This is a genomic window from Corallococcus sp. AB018, from assembly GCF_003986945.1.
Classification (GTDB): domain Bacteria; phylum Myxococcota; class Myxococcia; order Myxococcales; family Myxococcaceae; genus Corallococcus; species Corallococcus exiguus.
The window spans coordinates 1-15,315 of sequence record NZ_RAWR01000246.1; the positions used below are offsets into that span (position 1 = coordinate 1).

The following is a 15,315-nucleotide window of genomic DNA, read 5'->3' on the forward strand; positions in this document are numbered from 1 at the left end:
ACGCTGCTGTGGGGCGGGGCGCGGTCGGAGCGGGTACAGGGGCCGGCGTGCCGCGCGGCGCTGCGAGGGGCGGAGTTCGAGGCGCGGGATGACCTGGCGTCGGCGCTGGGGCGGCTGCCGCCGTTGCGGCCGTGTGGCCTGCGGGTGGTGGTGAGCGACTTCCTCTTCGAGACGGACCTGGAGGCGCTGTGCGCCCGGCTGTCGCGAGGAGCGTCGGCGCTGTTCCTGGTGCAGGTGCTGGACGCGGAGGACCTGGAGCCCTCGGGTGGTGAGGGCGCGCGGCTGGTGGACGCGGAGAGTGGTGTGGCGCTGGAGGAGTTGCTGACGGACGGCGTGCTGGCCGCCTACGCCCGCCGCTTCGCGGAGCACCAGCGTGCGCTGCGAAGCGCGGCGGTGCGGGCGCGGGGAGCGCTGCTCACCGTGAACGCGGCCGAAGGGTTGCGCGCGCAGGTGGCGGGGCCGCTGCGCGCGTTGTTCGTCGCGGGAGGCGGGGCGTGAGCTTCGGACTTCCCTGGGGACTGCTGGCGTTGGGCGCGCTGGTGCCGCTGGTCGCGGCGTACTTCCTGCGCCGCCGGCAGAAGCCGGTGGTGGTGAGCGCGTTGTTCCTGTGGCGCACGCCGCGTCCTCGCGCGGAGGGCGGGCCCCGGTGGGAGCGCTTCACGCGTGAGGCGTCGCTGCTGCTGGAGGCGCTCGCCGTGCTGGCCGCCGCGCTGTACCTGGCGGACGTGCGGCTGGGGGAGAACGCTCGGCGCCGTCATCTGGTGCTCGTCGTGGACGGCAGCCTGTCCATGTCCGCGCGGACCCCGGATGGCAAGACGGTGCTGGAGCACGTGCGCACGGAAGCCGCGAAGCGCGTGGAGTCGGAACGCGCGACGCACGTCACGGTGCTCGCGAGCGGCGTGGCGCCCCGGGTCCTCGCTGGACCGGAGGCCGATGCGTCGCGTGCCCTGGGCGCGCTGGAGTCCTTCCAGGCGCGCGGTCCGGACCATGACGTCACGGCTTCGCTCCTGTGGGCGCAGGAGCTGGCTGGCCCGGGCAAGCACGTGCACTTCTTCACTGACGCGCCGCCCTCCGAGGACACGACCGTGCCGCCCTCCGTGCGTTGGACTGCGCTGGGGCGCTCCCAGGGCAACGTGGCGTTGGTCTCCGCGCAGCGGCGCGACGAAGGCGGCCGGGCCACGGTGACGCTGCGGGTCGCTCGCTTCGGGGCGGGGCCTTCGGAGATTGATGCACGCGTGCGCGCGGCACCCGGACCGGGCGCGCGGGAAGGCACCGAACGCACGGAGCGCATCGCGTTGCCGGAAGAGGGCGCCGCGACCGTGCGCCTCACGTTTCGCGAGGCCGGCGACGTGGAGGTGTCCCTGCCGGACGACGCGCTGCCCGAGGACGGACACGTGCGCCTGCCCCCGTCCCCCGTGATGCCGGTGGCCGTGGGGCTGACGGAGGGCCTGTCGCCCGCGTCGAAGCAGGCGCTGGAGCGCTTCCTGGCCGTGTCTCCCGATGTGGCGCACGGCCCTCCTGTTCCCGGCGCGCCGGTGCTGTCCGTCGGCCCCGCGCGCGCGGAGGCCCGTGTGACGCTGGGCGCGGAGGGACCGCTGCGCACCTTCGTGGGGCCGTTCTTCACGGAGAAGGGCAGCACGCTGATGGACGACGTGCAGCTTTCGGGCGTGCGGTGGACGGCGGGCGCGAACCCTCCGGGCCGTCCGTTGATGACCGCGGGCGAAGCCGTGCTCGTGTCGGAAGAGGAGGGCGGGCGGCTGCACCTCAACGTGGACCTGGCGCGCTCCAACCTCCAGCGGACCACCGCCTGGCCCGTGTTGCTGGGCAACGTGGTGCGTGATGCGCGGCGGCTTCGCGAGGGCTTCCCCCGGCGTCAGCTCAACCTGGGCGAGTCGCTCTCCGTGGTGACGGAGGCCGGTGCACGCTACGCGCTGAAGGGACCCGCGGGCCGCAAGCCCGTGTTTGGCGCGGGTGCGCTGAGCCTGCCCGCGCCCACCAGCCCCGGTCGCTATGTGCTGGAGCGCGAGGGCCGTGAAGTAGACTCGCTGGAGGTGCTGGCGCTGGATGCTCGGGAGTCGGACCTGCGTGGCCGGGGCAGCGCGGACGTGGCCGCGAAGGAAGCGGGCGAGGACTCGGAAGGGAACAGCGGCCATGAGCGCGCCCGCTGGCCCCTGGTGGTGCTGCTGGCCGCGCTGCTGGCGGACTTCTACGTCACGAGGAAGGCATGACCTTCACCCTTCCCCAGGCGTGGCTGCTGCTGTTGCCGCTGGGACTCTTCCTGTGGCGCTACGGCCGGAGGCCCGGTCCGCCCATGGTGCTGCGGTGGGCGCTCCTGGTGCTCGGCGTGGGCGCGCTGTCCGGGCCGGAGCTGCGGCTGGCGAACGCGGGCAGCGACGTGGCCGTGGTGGTGGACCGCTCACGCTCCATGCCGCTGGACGTGGACCGCGTGGCGCAGGAGCTCGTCTCGCTGGTGGAGTCCCAGCGCCGGCCGGGCGACCGCGTGGGGGTCATCACCTTCGGCCGCGAGGCGCGGGTGGAGTCCTCGCTGTCGGAGCGGAGCCGGTTCGGCGGCTTCACGCGGCCGGTGGACGCGGAGGCGTCGGACCTGTCGGCCGCGCTGGACGCGGCGGGTGCGCTCATTCCCCCCGAGCGCACGGGCCGGGTGCTGGTGGTCTCCGACGGCCGTGCCACGGGCGCGGATGCCCGGGGTGCGACGCGGCGGCTGGCTGCGCGAGGCATCGCGGTGGACTACCGGCAGGTGTCCCGGCCGGAGCCCGCGCTGGACGTGGCCGTGGTGTCGCTGGACGTGCCCGCCACGGTCTCCGTGCGCGAGCCCTTCCAGTTCTCCGCCGTGGTGCAGGCGACGTCGGCCGTCACCGGCACCGTGCGGCTGGAGCGCGACGGGAAGGTGCTGGTGAAGGGGCCGTACGACTTCAAGCCCGGGCCCAACCTGCTGCCCCTGCGCGACCTGCTGGAGGAGCCGGGGCTCGTGCACTACCGGCTCACGGTGGAGGTGCCCGGAGACGGCGTCCCGGAGAACGACGTGGGCGTGGGCGTGCTGCGCGTGGAGGGGCCGCCGCGCGTGTTGCTGCTCACCGCGCAGCCCTCGGGCACGTTGGCGAAGGCGCTGACGGCGACGGGCATGACCGTGGACGTGAAGGCGCCGTTCCACCTGTCGCTGGAGGCGCTCGACGGGGTGGGCGTGGTGGTGCTGGAGAACGTGGACGCCAACGCGCTGGGCGAGACGGGGTTGAACGCGCTGGCGGACTACGTGGACCAGGCGGGTGGCGGGCTGGTGATGACGGGAGGGCGGTCGAGCTTCGGCGAGGGCGGCTACCGGCGCTCGCCCGTGGAGCCACTGCTGCCTGTGTCATTGGAGATGCGCGAGGAGCAGCGGCGCGCGTCGGTGGCGATGAGCGTGCTCATGGATTCGAGTTGCTCCATGGGCATGCAGGTGCCGGATGGGCGCACGAAGATGGAGCTGGCCGCGGAGGGCGTCACGGCGGCGCTCACGTTGCTCAACGGGAACGACGAAGCCTCCGTGCACATGGTGGACACGGAGCCGCATGAAATCTTCCCCTTGAGTCCGGTGAGCAAGGGCCTGCCGTTCGACCAGGTGGCGCGAGGCTTCAGCGGCGGTGGTGGCATCTACGTGGGCACGGCCCTGCGCGCGGGCAGCAAGGAGATCCTCCGCAGCGACAAGCCCACGCGGCACGTGGTGCTGTTCTCGGACGCGGCGGACTCCGAGGAGCCGGGCGACTACCAGGAGACGCTGGCGGCGCTGCGAGCGGCCAACGTGACGGTGTCGGTCATCGGCTTGGGAAAGCCCACGGATCCGGACGCGGACCTGTTGCGCGAGGTGGCCCGGCGCGGGGCCGGGCGCATCTACTTCGCGGAGGACGCCATGAGCTTGCCGCGCATCTTCAGCCAGGAGACGCTCGCGGTGGCGAGGGCCACGTTCGTGGACGAGCCCGCGTCGCTGGAGGCCGCGCCGGACCTGTCGCTGTTGGGACCGCTGCCGACGGCGGGCCTGCCGCAGGTGGGCGGCTACAACCTCACCTACCTGAAGCCTCGGGCGAACGTGGCGCTGCGCACGTTGGACACGAACGCCGCGCCGGTGCTGGCGCTATGGCCGCACGGAGCGGGGCGCACGGTGGCGCTCACTGCGGAGGTGGACGGCAAGTACACGGGCGAGCTGCGCGAGTGGGGCGCACTGAGGGCGACGCTGGAGGCGGTGGTGCGCTGGTCGATGGGGCGGCCGACGCCGAAGGAAGAGGCGGTGGTGCGCTCGGAGCGCCAGGGCAACCTGTTGCGCGTGACGTTGGACCTGCCTCCGGGTGAGCCGATGCCGGGCGCGCTGCCCACGGCGGTGTTGCTGTCGGGTGACGGGCGCTCCGGCGTGGAGAAGCCGCTGCACTGGGAGGACGAGGACCGGCTGGTGGTCGAGTACCCGCTGACGGGCAGCGGCACCTGGCACCCGGTGGTGAAGTGGGGCGGACGCGTGTTGAGGGCGCCACCGGTGGCGCTGCCGTACGCGCCGGAGTTCGAGCCGGGCAGCGCGAAGGAGGGCCTCAAGCTCCTGCGAGCATTGGCGGCGGTGGGCGGAGGCCAGGAGCGGCTGTCGATGACGGGCCTGTTCGCGGAGGCGCCGGAGTCGGAAGGCCGCGTGGCGCTGGCGCCCTGGCTGGTCGCGTTCGCGCTGGCGGCGATGCTGGCGGAGGTCGCGGTGCGCAGGTTCCTCTCCGCGCCCCGAGTGCGTGCCGCACGGGAAAGGCCCGTGAAGGAAGCCAGCGCACGAGAGCCGACGGCGGCCCCACGCACGGACGTGAAGCCCTCCGCGACGACGCCCAAGCCTGTTCAGGAGGAACCCGCCGAGCAGAAGCCGGAGCCTCCGAAACCGCCCGCTGGAGTGGACTCCGCACTGGAGGCCGCAAGAGCGCGGGCACGGCGTCGCACGGGGCGCTGATCCGAGGTGCTCGAGTGCGCGAGTCCGCGCACGGCGCCAGGTTCTCTGAGCGCCATGCTGTCCAACAGGGGAGAGAACGGAGACCCCTCTGGGACTGCCCGGCAGCGGCGTACCCCACGAACCTGTCCGACAGTCGGACCGGCGTGGTGGCCCTCGGCTAGGGGCTCCCGGTCCGCCGCTATGAAGGGCGTGCGGGGGCCTTCCGGCTCCTGTGGCTGCCCCGCGACGCGCGGCGCTGGACGCCACGACCGGGGGCACCGGCAACGTAATCGCGTCTCTTCTGAGCACGCGCCGAGAGCAGGCGAGCCAGCGTGGGGACAGCCTTCCGGGATGACCGCACTGTCGTCCTGGGGAGCCGCAGTGGCGCCTCCATCCTGAACTCAACCGTCGAGCCCGGCTCCGGGTCGAACTTCCCTGCGCAAGGGTGATTCCTACTGTGCGTGGGCAGGTTGGTTCTCAGGGGAGGTTGCCGTGGCTGGTGATGATGCGGGGCGGAAGCGGAACCGTGCGCCCGTTGCCTCCCAGGGCGTGATGTCGCTCCTGGACCGCTGGGTTTCCGACCTCGAACGGGGTGATCCCTTCTCACGGGAGGATGCGCCGGAACCGCGTCAGCGCACTTCCGGAGCCGCTGCTCGCTCTGGTGACGACCCGCTCGATGACCTCGGCCCAGGTGACAAGACGACGCAGGGTGAGCCCGCTGTTTCCTCTCGCGCGACCCGGGAGCAGATGCGTCCTCCGCGTCGCGGCTCCAGACCTCCTGCTTACACGAGGGAAGACGACTCATCGGGGACAGCGAGTGCGCCGCAGCGTCCTCCTCGTCAGAACCCAGAGCGTTTCGCCGAACCGGGGCCCAGCCGTCATGCCTCGTCTCGCGCGACCAGGGGGGAGGGGCGCCCTGCGCGTCCTGACCGTGAGCCGTTCTCCGAATCGAGGCCCCGCACTCCTGCTGAATCCGAGGCCCCTGGCGCCGCACGTGAAGGCATGCGCCCTCCACGGTCCGGTTCCGGCACGCTCGCCGAGTCCGTGTCCCGATCCCGGATGCCGCAGGGTGGAGGCTCTGCTTCTGGCGAGGGAGTGCGCCCTCCACGTTCTGGCCGCAGTTCGCTCGCTGAGTCAGCGCCCCGACCCCGGATGCCGCAGGGCGGCCCCCCCGCTTCGTCCCGCGCGGCCCGTGAGAAGCACCGCCGCGAAGCGACTTCGTTCGGCGAACAGGATTCCGGCGTCGATTCCGTTCGCGCGGCGCGCGAGGATCATCACCTTGAGACGGATCCGTTCAGCGAACAGGCGCCCCTCATGCCGGCGGCATCGGAACGCTCGGCCCGTGATGCAAATCGCCACCTGAGGTCCGGAGCGGTTCCGTTCACTGCGTCAGAGGCGGCTGCTGCTCGCTCGAATCGTGAGGCAAGACACCATTCGAGCCGGGGTGCGGATCCGCTCGCGTCAGAGGCGGCGGCTGCTCGTCCGGCCCATGTGGCAAGCAGCCATGCTCACCCTGGCGCGGATCCGTTCGCGTCAGAGGCGGGTGCTGCTCGTTCGACCCATGTGGCAAGCCGCCACGCTCACTCTGGTGCGGCCCCGTTCGCGGAGGCTGGTGCTGCTCGTTCGGCCCATGAGGCAAGCCGCCACGCTCGCTCGGATGCGGATCCATTCAGGGAGTCAGAGACGGCCTCTGCTCGTTCGGTTCGTGAGGCAAACCGCCACCCTGGCACTGGCGCGGATCCGTTCGCGGCGCTGGAGGCGGTCTCGGCTCGTTCGGTCCGTGAGGCGAACCATCACTCGCGCTCCGGAGCAGACCCCTTCAGGGACTCCGAGTCGGCACCTGCCCGCACCTCCCGGGAGGAGAACGCCCACCTCCGCTCCGGAACCGACTTCTTCACCGAGTCGCGGTTCCGCGAAGCGGAAGTACAGGACTCGCCCTTCCGCGCGGCCCGTGAGGAACTCCGGCTCCAGGGGCCCGTGGTCACCTTCCCGGATGGCGCTCGAATCGTCCTGGGCAACGAGGGCGGCAAGCCCATCCATCGCGGCACCGTCGCGGTGCGCGGGCCGTGCGCACCCTCTCGTGAGGAGGTCATGGGACCAGGCCTCACGGAACCCCAGGCCCGCGCCTTGGACTTCGTCCTCGCGTGGTTCGGGCACCCGTTCGACTCCGTCACCTCCGAGTCCCAGCCCGGCGGCGAGCCCCGGTGGGGCGCCTGGCCATTGTCAGGACCCCTGCTCATCACCGCGCTCGTCCACTGGAAGCAGCACGAACCCGAGGCGTTCGACGCGCGCCTGGGACGGCTGGGACTCGAAGCCACCCCAGCGCAGCCGGACGCAGCCGCCTCGCTGCGCCTCCTGGGCTCCAGGCTCGCGTCCCCCAGCGAAGGCCACGATGCCCTGGCCCTGCTCGCCGAAGACCCCCGGCTGCTCGCGGCGCTTGCCCGGGCCGGCCGGGAGCGCGGCGCTCAACGGGCGCAACTCGAAACGCTCGTCACGCACGTGCTGCGCCCCATGCTGGCCTCCTGCGCCCAGGCGGAGACGGCCGTGGACGCGCCCGGTGGACTCTTCGCTTCGGCTCGCGCGCTGGCCCTGCTCTTCCACTCCGAGCTTCGCTTCGGCCGCCGCGGCGTCACGCGGCTCGTGACGCTCGCACGCGAACGGCCGGAGCCACCCGTCGCGGGAGCGCACGCGGGTGAGCGCCTCGCGGAGGACCTGCGCGCCACCGGACGCTCGCGCGAAGCCTCCGAAGTCTGGCGCATCCTCACCTCTCCCGAACTGGCGGACCCTTCCTAGCGCACGCCATGCGGACGCTTCTTCCTCCCGGGAGCCATGTCCTGCTCGTGGTCCCCGACCCCGGCGCCCCGGCTGCTCCCCAGGAGCAGAACCGCGTCCTGGCCGGCGAGCTCATCCTCAACGGTCAGCGCTACCACCTGGTGTCCGCGGAGCCCTCCGCGAGCCCCGCGACGGCGCCCGCGTCCGACGTGCGGTTGCTCACCTCGCGCGAGCTGCAGGTCGTCTCGTGCGTCTGCGCGGGCTGGGGCAACAAGCAGATCGCCACGAAGCTCAACATCAGCGCGTGGACCGTGGCGGCCCACCTGCGGCGCATCTTCGTCAAGCTGGGCGTGGATACCCGCGCCGCCATGGTGTCGCGCTGCCTGGGCGCGGTGTCCCTACCCCCGACCCCGTGACGGACCGCGCGCCGGCGGCGCCACGCTCCGCCGCAGCCCCAGCACGAGCGCCACGTTGGCCTGGGGCCGGCACACCAGCCGCACGCACTCCCCCGGGCAGATGAGCAGCGGCGTCACCCCCGGTCCATGCCCCGCGACCTTGCTGTCCGAATGCACCACCACGCCCACCGTGATGACCCCCGCCCGCCGCGAAGGCCCGAAGCGGTAGTCCAACGGACACACCGCCACCAGGTCCCCCAGCCGGAGCGCATTCAGCCGGTGCTTGCGCACCAGCCGCGCGTCCGACAGCTGGATGTCCAGGTCCCCCAGCACGCCCTCCGAACGCCCGAACCCCGAACCCATCAGCTCCGCGGGCACCGTGTGCGTCACGGGAACCACCAACCGCCCCGCTTGCGTCCGTACGCCCCATTGCCGGAGCAGCCGGGGCGACAGGTTGAGCGCGCGCACCTGCGGGAAGTCCGGCAGCTCCAGCCCCTGGCCGTACGCATCCAGCTGCACGCGGTCGCCAATGCACAGCCGGCGCTTCACCGCGGGCGGGAAGTCCACGATGACGTGGTTGATGCCGCCGTGCTTTCCCACCACGGTGCCCACCGCGCCCCTCGCGGGACCGCTCGTCACGCGCGCGCGGTTGCCCACGCACGCATAGAACATCAGCGCCCGGTTGGAGCCACCGCGTTGGCCGACGTCGTCCTTCCCCGTGTTGTGCAGCGACACACCCGCTTCCATGTGGTCCGCCGCCAGCCCCACCGCGCGGTCTCCCACGCGGCGGTTGAGCACGATGCCGCCGCTGCCCGGCACCAGCCGGGGCACCCCATCCCGGCCCATGCGGTACGGCGACGCGCGCACGACGGGATGGGACACCTGTCCCGCCACCGCGGAGGCCACCATCCGCGACACGTTGGTGCGCGGCGCCGAGGCGGCCCCCATGCCCGCCTCCATCAGGGGATGCAGCGGGATGTCCATGCCGTGCCTCCCTCCTTCAGCGCATCGCCGGCGCGGGGCTGGTGATGCCCAGCGTCTGGCGCAGGACGGGCGTCACGCCCCGGAACGACCGGCCATCCGGCGTCATCCGGTACGCGGCGATCCACTCTTCCGCCACCGGGCCCAGCGGCATCACCTCCGTCTGGAAGTCCTTGAAGTCGCGCGTCTTGAAGGGATTGTCCGCCACGAAGTTGAGCAGCAGGCGCCCCGCATCCGCCATCTTCGAGCGCTGCGAAATCTCCCCCGCGCCGCCCAGGTAGCGCTGCGACACCACTTCAATCACGTCCCACTTGGTGTTCGCGTCGAAGGCCTTCTTGATGTCCGGCGTCTCCATCGCGTCGAGGATGGTCTTGAGGTACTCGCCCACCTCCACCGTGAGCGCCAGGATGTTGCCGTAGGTGGCGCGGTCGATCTGCCAGCGGATGTCCGTGCCCAGTCGCTGGATGGTGGCCTGGCTCGCGAAGGGCCGCTCGTTCAGCTGCTGCGAGCCGCGGATGACTTCGCCAATGAGCAGGTCGCGGAAGTACTGCGCGATGGCGGACACGAAGGCGATGAACTCTCGGTGGAAGTTGCGGAACATCACCGCGCCCGCTGGCGCCGCCAGGCTGCCGTAGTTGAACGCGCGCCGGTACGCGAGCTGCCGGTCGCGCGGCTTGTAACGCAGCGGTTGGTGCTTCTCCATCAGGTACAGCGCCCGCGCGCCGGGACCCCGCTGGATGCGCATGCGCCCGTCGTGGAAGAGGCGCAGGAGCACGCCCGCCACCTGGAACACCTTCATCCGTTCGTGCTGGTAGATGTAATAGAGCTCCGCGGTCGCGTGGAGCTGCGTCTCGATGACGGACTCGTCGAAGTCCTGGACGAGCAGCGGCCGGCTGATGGAGTCAAAGGACGGCGCTCCGTCCTTGCCCAACCCCATCAGGTCCGAGAAGAGCGACGCCGTCGAGCCGTCGGAGGCGCTGGTGAGCAGCTCCTCCTCCCGGAGCGAGAGCTGCTTCTGCAGCTCCGTGCGCTGCTCATCCGACGTGACGTTGGAGAGGACTTCCCGCTTCCACTGCGCGAACAGCCGCTGAAGGGCTTCTGCCGTACCGATGCTCATGGCATGCCACCTGGGTCAATGACGTTGAAGGAATGGGTTTCAGGCCCGTGCGTGCGCGCTCATGGCTTGCGAGCGTGGCGGACGTGGCGACGCGAGTGGCCCGACTTGGTGTGCCCGTTGGGCGGCGCGGGCTGTCCGTCCGAAGCGTGCCGCCCCTTGCCGGAGATGATGCGCTCCACGGCCTTGAGCTGATCCGAGAACGCTGCCTCCAGCTGACGGGCCAGCTCCGGCCCCTGGGCCTCCAGCTGCTGCTTCACGTCCGTCATGATGCGCGCCCGGCTCTTCTCGATGAGCGAGGCCACGTCGTTCAGGCTGGCCCCGTTACCCACCGTGGTTGCGGGTGCCGCCCGCTCGCCCGGCTCCGCTTCCATCGGGTGCTCCACGGCCCCCGGGTTGATGCCTGGCTCCAGGTCCTTCTCGATGCGGTCCAGCGAGACGCGGATCGGCGGAGGCACCGTGAACGGCTCGCCGGTGTTGCAGTGCGCGCCCTCCGGGAAGCCGTACTTGTGGTTCCGGTCGTCCTCGATTTCCTCCGACTGTCCGGGCGCCTCCTGGGTCAGCGTGTTCGCCAGCTCCAGCGAGTCCTCCTCCAGTCCGCACTGCTCCCGGAGGAACGCCGGGCTCACGTTGAAGACGTCCACGTTCGCGTCCAGCTGTTCAATCATGTCCTCGTGGAGGTCCACGCGGTTGCCGCCCGGCACCACGGCCTCGTCGTAGTCCAGCAGGAACAGGTCGATGATCCGGTCGAGGTGGTAGAGCTTGCGATCCAACCGGGCCAGCTCCTTCCAGAACTCCACCGACGTGCTGGGGTCCATCAGCAGGTCCTCGATGAGCTCCTGGGTGTCGTTGCGATCCCGGAACTTGTCGTTCAGCGCCTGCTCCTTGCCCGTCAGGTCCCGGAACGTCAGCGGGACGGGGAGCACCAGGTTGAGCAGCCGCGCCCCGGCGTTGGGCCGGTCGAACGCGTCGATGAAGAGCGTGAGTGCTTCCGTGAAGGCGGCCAGGGGCGCGGAGGCTCCCTGGACCTTCGCGTTCAACGCGACGCCCCGGCTGCTGCCGCCGGAGTTGGAGAAGCCGGTGGTGGACGTGTCCAGCAGGCTGCCGGCCACGTCCCGCAGGCGCCGCAGCTGGATGAGCTCCACGGGCACCGCCGACGCGATGCCACGCATGTCCTCCGAGTTCTGCCGGGGCGTGTGGTTCAGCAGCACGTCCAACAACCGCGACATGGCATCCGGCCGGACGATGGCGCGCAGGTCCGACTGCCCCCGGGCGCGCAGCTGATCCAACAGCTTGCCGTAGGACGCCTGGCCGTCACCCCAGTCGTCGTAGCCCTCCTGGATGGAGGTGGCGGTGAGCTGCTCCAGTGAGTTGATGAGCGCCTCTCGGCGCTGGCGCAGGTCCTGGAGCGCGACCTGGAACACCGTGCCGCCCTTGTCGAAGCCGGCGCGGAAGAGCGCCTCGCCCGCCAGGATGCGCAGGAGCGTGGCGTTGTCGTCGATGGTCGCCGCGAGCCGGCCGAACTCCTGGACCACCGTGGGGTTCACCATCCCCACCAGGCGGGCCACGCGCGCGGTGTCCCCCAGCTTGCGGATGGAATAGAAGGCCCGGTCGCGCGACACGGGGTCCACCGCCATGTTCGCCGCGGCCTCGCCCTCGTCCAGCTCCGCGAGGATGGAGTCTCGCCAGCCGCACATCGGTGCCTTGAAGTCGCGGTTGGAGGCCAGGTTCACCGCGATCTCCAGGTCGTCCACCAGTGCCTTGCGCTCCTGGCGGAACCTCCGCTGGCCCGGCGAGTCCAGGGTGCCATTCATCAGGGCCATGACCGGCTCGGGCGTGGCCGAGACGCGGATGGGCTGGCCACTGCTCTCGTCGTCCAGGCGCGCGGCCGTGGTCGGGTAGAGCTTGCGCAGCGCGTACACCACCGCCTTGGGGTCACGCGCGTCGGACACACCGAGCTGACGGCGCAGGAACTCGTCGAACTTCGACTTCGCGCTCGAGGCCAGCTCGATGGATGCGCCGGGGCTTCTCCCCTTCACGTTCTCGTACATCGTCCCTCCCTTGAGGTCCTGTCATGCGGCCAGGGTGACGCCCACGCCCGGCGTCCGCGCGTTCCGCGTGCCGAGCTTCACCAGATGATTGAGCACCGTCCGAGAGATGCGCTCGGGCGGTGCCAGCCTCCGTTCGAGCGCCTCGCGGCTGGCGCTCACCACGTGGCGCGGCGGCAGCCCCGGCGGGATGTGCCCGCGCGCCAATGACTCCGCGGCCCGGTCGATGCGCTCTTGATCCGACGGCCAGAACGGCACCACGTCCACCAGCGCGCGCTGCGCCAGGCCCCGGCGGGGCTGGAAGGCAATCTCATCCACGACATGGGGGATGAGCCGCGCCGCCGTGCACAAGAGCAGCTTGGGAATTCGCGCGGAGGGCAGCCGCGAACGGTACAGCCGGTCCCAGTTGTCGCGCACGTCGCATGCCCGGCGGATGAAGCCCATGCGCCGGAGCATCTCCGCCTGGATGAACACGCGCAGGAATGGCGTGGGGTGCGCGCTGAGCGGATGGAACGTCAGCACCCGTGACGACGGGTACGCGAGGAAGTCCTTCATCGAGTGCACCGACGCGGGCCCCCCGAGCAGGCACGCGATGAGGTCCGCGAAGATCTCCTTGTGCCAGCGGCCCCACAGACGCGTGAGCCACGGGTTGCCGGTGGCGTGCAGCACCCGCCGCTGGAGTGCCACCTGCGTCTCCTGCCAGATGCCCAGGTCCGCCTGCAGGTTGTGGCCGATTTCATGGAGGATGACGCCCATCCCCCATGGAGCCTCCACGCGCTCGTAGGGCACGCGGATGAGCGGGAAGGGGTTGCGCTCCCCGAGCAGCCGGCTCAGCAACACGCCGCGCCGGAAGGTGGCCGGGGAGAAGCCGTGCTCCAGGTAGGTGAGCGGCTTGAGCATGGGGCCGTCCAGCAGACCCGGCGAGGCCTGGCGCACCGCCTGGAAGCAGTCCACCGCGATGGCGTCGCAGGCCGCCAGCGCCGGCGCGAACCGCGTGCCCCGCTGGCTGAAGACGTCGAAGAAGAGGCCGTAGGCGCGGCGGGCGCGGTCGATTTCACGCTCCAAGAGCGCGTTGCGCCCCAGCACCTCGTCAGGCGCGAGGGGGGCGTCGTGCAGCCGGCCGTTCAGCCGCGACAGGGCGCGGCGCACGTCGCGGTCGATTTCGCCCAGGCGCGCGTTGGCCGCGGCGAAGTGCGCGGCGGAGGGGGCGTAGGGGACGTCCCGGGGCCGGATGCCCACGTCCTGTGGCGTGAGGCGCGACAGCCGCCCCGCCCGGAACGTGATGCTCTGGACCTTGGCCCGCAGGAACCGCTGAAGCGTGTCCGCCATGTGCCCGCCTCCCCCTTGCCGCTCACGCCCCCTGGTTCACCGCACGATGACGCGCACCGGCCCCCGCAGCGTGACGGTGCGCAGCCGGCGAAGGCCCGGGCCTCCCATCATGGGGTTCAGCCGGCCGCGAGTCCCCACCCGGCGCAGGCCCGCGCGCGCCCGGAGCTGCCGCACGGCGGCGCTCGTCCGGGCCAGGCGGCGCACCACGCGCGGGCTGGAGATGACGCGCCCGCCGATGCGGCGGAGCATCCGCGGCACCGCCTGGGGGCTCGCGCCCTGCTGGCGCACCAGCCGCGTCACCTGACGCACCACGCGCGTCACCGCCGGCAGGGCCCGCGGGCCGTAGCGCTGGCTGATGCGCGAGGCGAGCTGCGTCGTCATCTGGCCCACCGCGCGTCCCAGCGCCCGGGCCTGCTGGGGCGACTGCCGGCGGCGCGCGGGAGACATGGTGGAGCGGACCACGTGCCGCGCCGCCAGCCCGCCCAGCACGCGGTTGAAGGCGTCCATGTCCTCGTCGTTGGCGTAGTCCCCGGCGGCGTCCGCGAAGGCGTCCATCGCGTCCGCGCGGAGCAGCCCACCCAGGCTGCGGCCAATCTCCTGGCCCGCGATGCCGCCCAGCCGGGGCGCGGCCTGACGGATGAGCCGCATGGCGATGGGCATGGCCCTGCGGCGGATGCGCTGGAAGGTGGGTCCGGCCACGGTGGCCAGCCGGCGCGCGCCGGCCGCCAGGCGGCGGAGGAACTCGTCCTCGTCCTGGGCGTCCATCGCGTCCGCGAACGTGTCCTCCAGGGCGTTGGGGTTGTCCGTCTCGAAGCCTTCGGCCTCGAAGCCCTCCTCCATGGGGGTGGGGTTCTCCTCGAAGCCCTCGGCCTCGAAGCCCTCCTCCATGGTGGTGGGGTTGTCCTCGAAGCCCTCGCCCTCGAAGGGGTCCTCCATGGTGGTGGGGTTGTCCTCGAAGCCCTCGGCCTCGAAGCCCTCCTCCATGCCTTCACCCTCGAAGGGGTCGTCCATGCCCTCGTCCTCGAAGCCCTCCTCGCCCTCTGCCAGCAGGTCGGACATCTCATCGCCCTGGCTCGAAAACTCCTCTTCGAAAGGCTGCGGTTGCATGGGTACTCCTCCTTGTCCTGAAGACTTCGTGAGTGGATCGACCTAGGCGCGGCGGACGCTCGCGGCGCTGACCGCGGAGACGGGGATGTGGCGCAGCACGTGCCGCCGGGCGTGCACCCGCCGCGCGGCCAGGCGCGCCGGGACGACGCCCATCGCGGGCACCTGGATCGCGCGCGTGATGACCCGGCGCCCCGCGCCCTGCACCACCCTGGGCAGAGCGGTGATGGCGCCGCCCGTGCCGCGCAGGCGCAGGTTCCCCGCCGCCAGCCGGGCGATGAGGCGCATCAGCCGCAGCCGCCGGCCCGAGGTGCCCGGCACCTGCTGGGCGAGCCGCATCAGGAGCTGTTCCACGCCGCGCGTGCGAGCCCGCAGCACGCCCTGCGCGGCGCCACCGAGCGTGGTGCTCATGGGCACCGCCTGCCGCGCCACCACCCGCGCCGCGAGCCCCGCGCCCAGCGGCAGGGCCACGGCGGGCGGCACCTGCCGCGCATCCGCCATGTCCGCGAGCGCATCCAGCGACGCGTCGTCATCCGCGCCGTCGCCGCGCAGAACAGAGGACGCGATGCGCCCGCCCACGCCTGGAATCAGGCCACCCACCGCCCCCGCGAGCGCACCGCGCAATCC

9 protein-coding genes and 2 pseudogenes are annotated in these 15,315 nt (G+C 71.8%); 5 read left to right on the forward strand and 6 right to left on the reverse strand.

Annotated features, from left to right (window positions below):
- From D7Y11_RS36365 to D7Y11_RS36385, 5 genes and pseudogenes are all read left to right on the forward strand, one after another.
- Positions 1-498: pseudogene (locus tag D7Y11_RS36365) on the forward strand (DUF58 domain-containing protein); the annotation flags it as partial.
- Positions 495-2,228, forward strand: coding sequence for a BatA and WFA domain-containing protein (locus tag D7Y11_RS36370; protein ID WP_126935968.1), 1,734 nt, complete (start codon positions 495-497; stop codon positions 2,226-2,228). The pseudogene D7Y11_RS36365 and the gene D7Y11_RS36370, both read left to right, overlap by 4 nt.
- Positions 2,225-4,966: a VWA domain-containing protein gene (locus D7Y11_RS36375; RefSeq protein WP_126935969.1), complete on the forward strand. Its 2,742-nt coding sequence runs from the start codon at positions 2,225-2,227 to the stop codon at positions 4,964-4,966. Before D7Y11_RS36370 ends, D7Y11_RS36375 begins: the two co-directional genes overlap by 4 nt.
- Before the next feature lie 1,956 nt (positions 4,967-6,922).
- Entirely contained in the window at positions 6,923-7,738 is an 816-nt protein-coding gene (locus D7Y11_RS36380; protein ID WP_126935970.1) for a hypothetical protein, read from the forward strand.
- Positions 7,739-7,746: 8 nt separating this feature from the next.
- Positions 7,747-8,133, forward strand: a complete 387-nt coding sequence (locus D7Y11_RS36385) for a response regulator transcription factor (protein ID WP_126935971.1) — start codon at positions 7,747-7,749, stop codon at positions 8,131-8,133.
- Here D7Y11_RS36385 and D7Y11_RS36390 read toward each other — a convergent pair.
- The 6 genes and pseudogenes from D7Y11_RS36390 to D7Y11_RS36415 form a co-directional block, all read right to left on the reverse strand.
- Positions 8,116-9,096, reverse strand: coding sequence for a DUF4438 domain-containing protein (locus tag D7Y11_RS36390; RefSeq protein ID WP_120580144.1), 981 nt, complete (start codon positions 9,094-9,096; stop codon positions 8,116-8,118). The two genes, D7Y11_RS36385 and D7Y11_RS36390, sit on opposite strands and share 18 nt — an antisense overlap.
- Before the next feature lie 16 nt (positions 9,097-9,112).
- Positions 9,113-10,210 carry a hypothetical protein gene (locus tag D7Y11_RS36395; RefSeq protein ID WP_126935972.1) on the reverse strand — a complete coding sequence of 366 codons (1,098 nt, stop codon included), beginning with the start codon at positions 10,208-10,210 and terminating at the stop codon, positions 9,113-9,115.
- Positions 10,211-10,269: 59 nt separating this feature from the next.
- Entirely contained in the window at positions 10,270-12,258 is a 1,989-nt protein-coding gene (locus D7Y11_RS36400; RefSeq protein ID WP_126935973.1) for a hypothetical protein, read from the reverse strand.
- Between the two features lie 21 nt (positions 12,259-12,279).
- Positions 12,280-13,584, reverse strand: coding sequence for a hypothetical protein (locus tag D7Y11_RS36405; RefSeq protein ID WP_121755854.1), 1,305 nt, complete (start codon positions 13,582-13,584; stop codon positions 12,280-12,282).
- A gap of 36 nt (positions 13,585-13,620) precedes the next feature.
- Positions 13,621-14,691: a hypothetical protein gene (locus D7Y11_RS36410; protein WP_121755853.1), complete on the reverse strand. Its 1,071-nt coding sequence runs from the start codon at positions 14,689-14,691 to the stop codon at positions 13,621-13,623.
- Positions 14,692-14,733: 42 nt separating this feature from the next.
- Positions 14,734-15,315, reverse strand: a pseudogene (locus tag D7Y11_RS36415) (hypothetical protein); the annotation flags it as partial.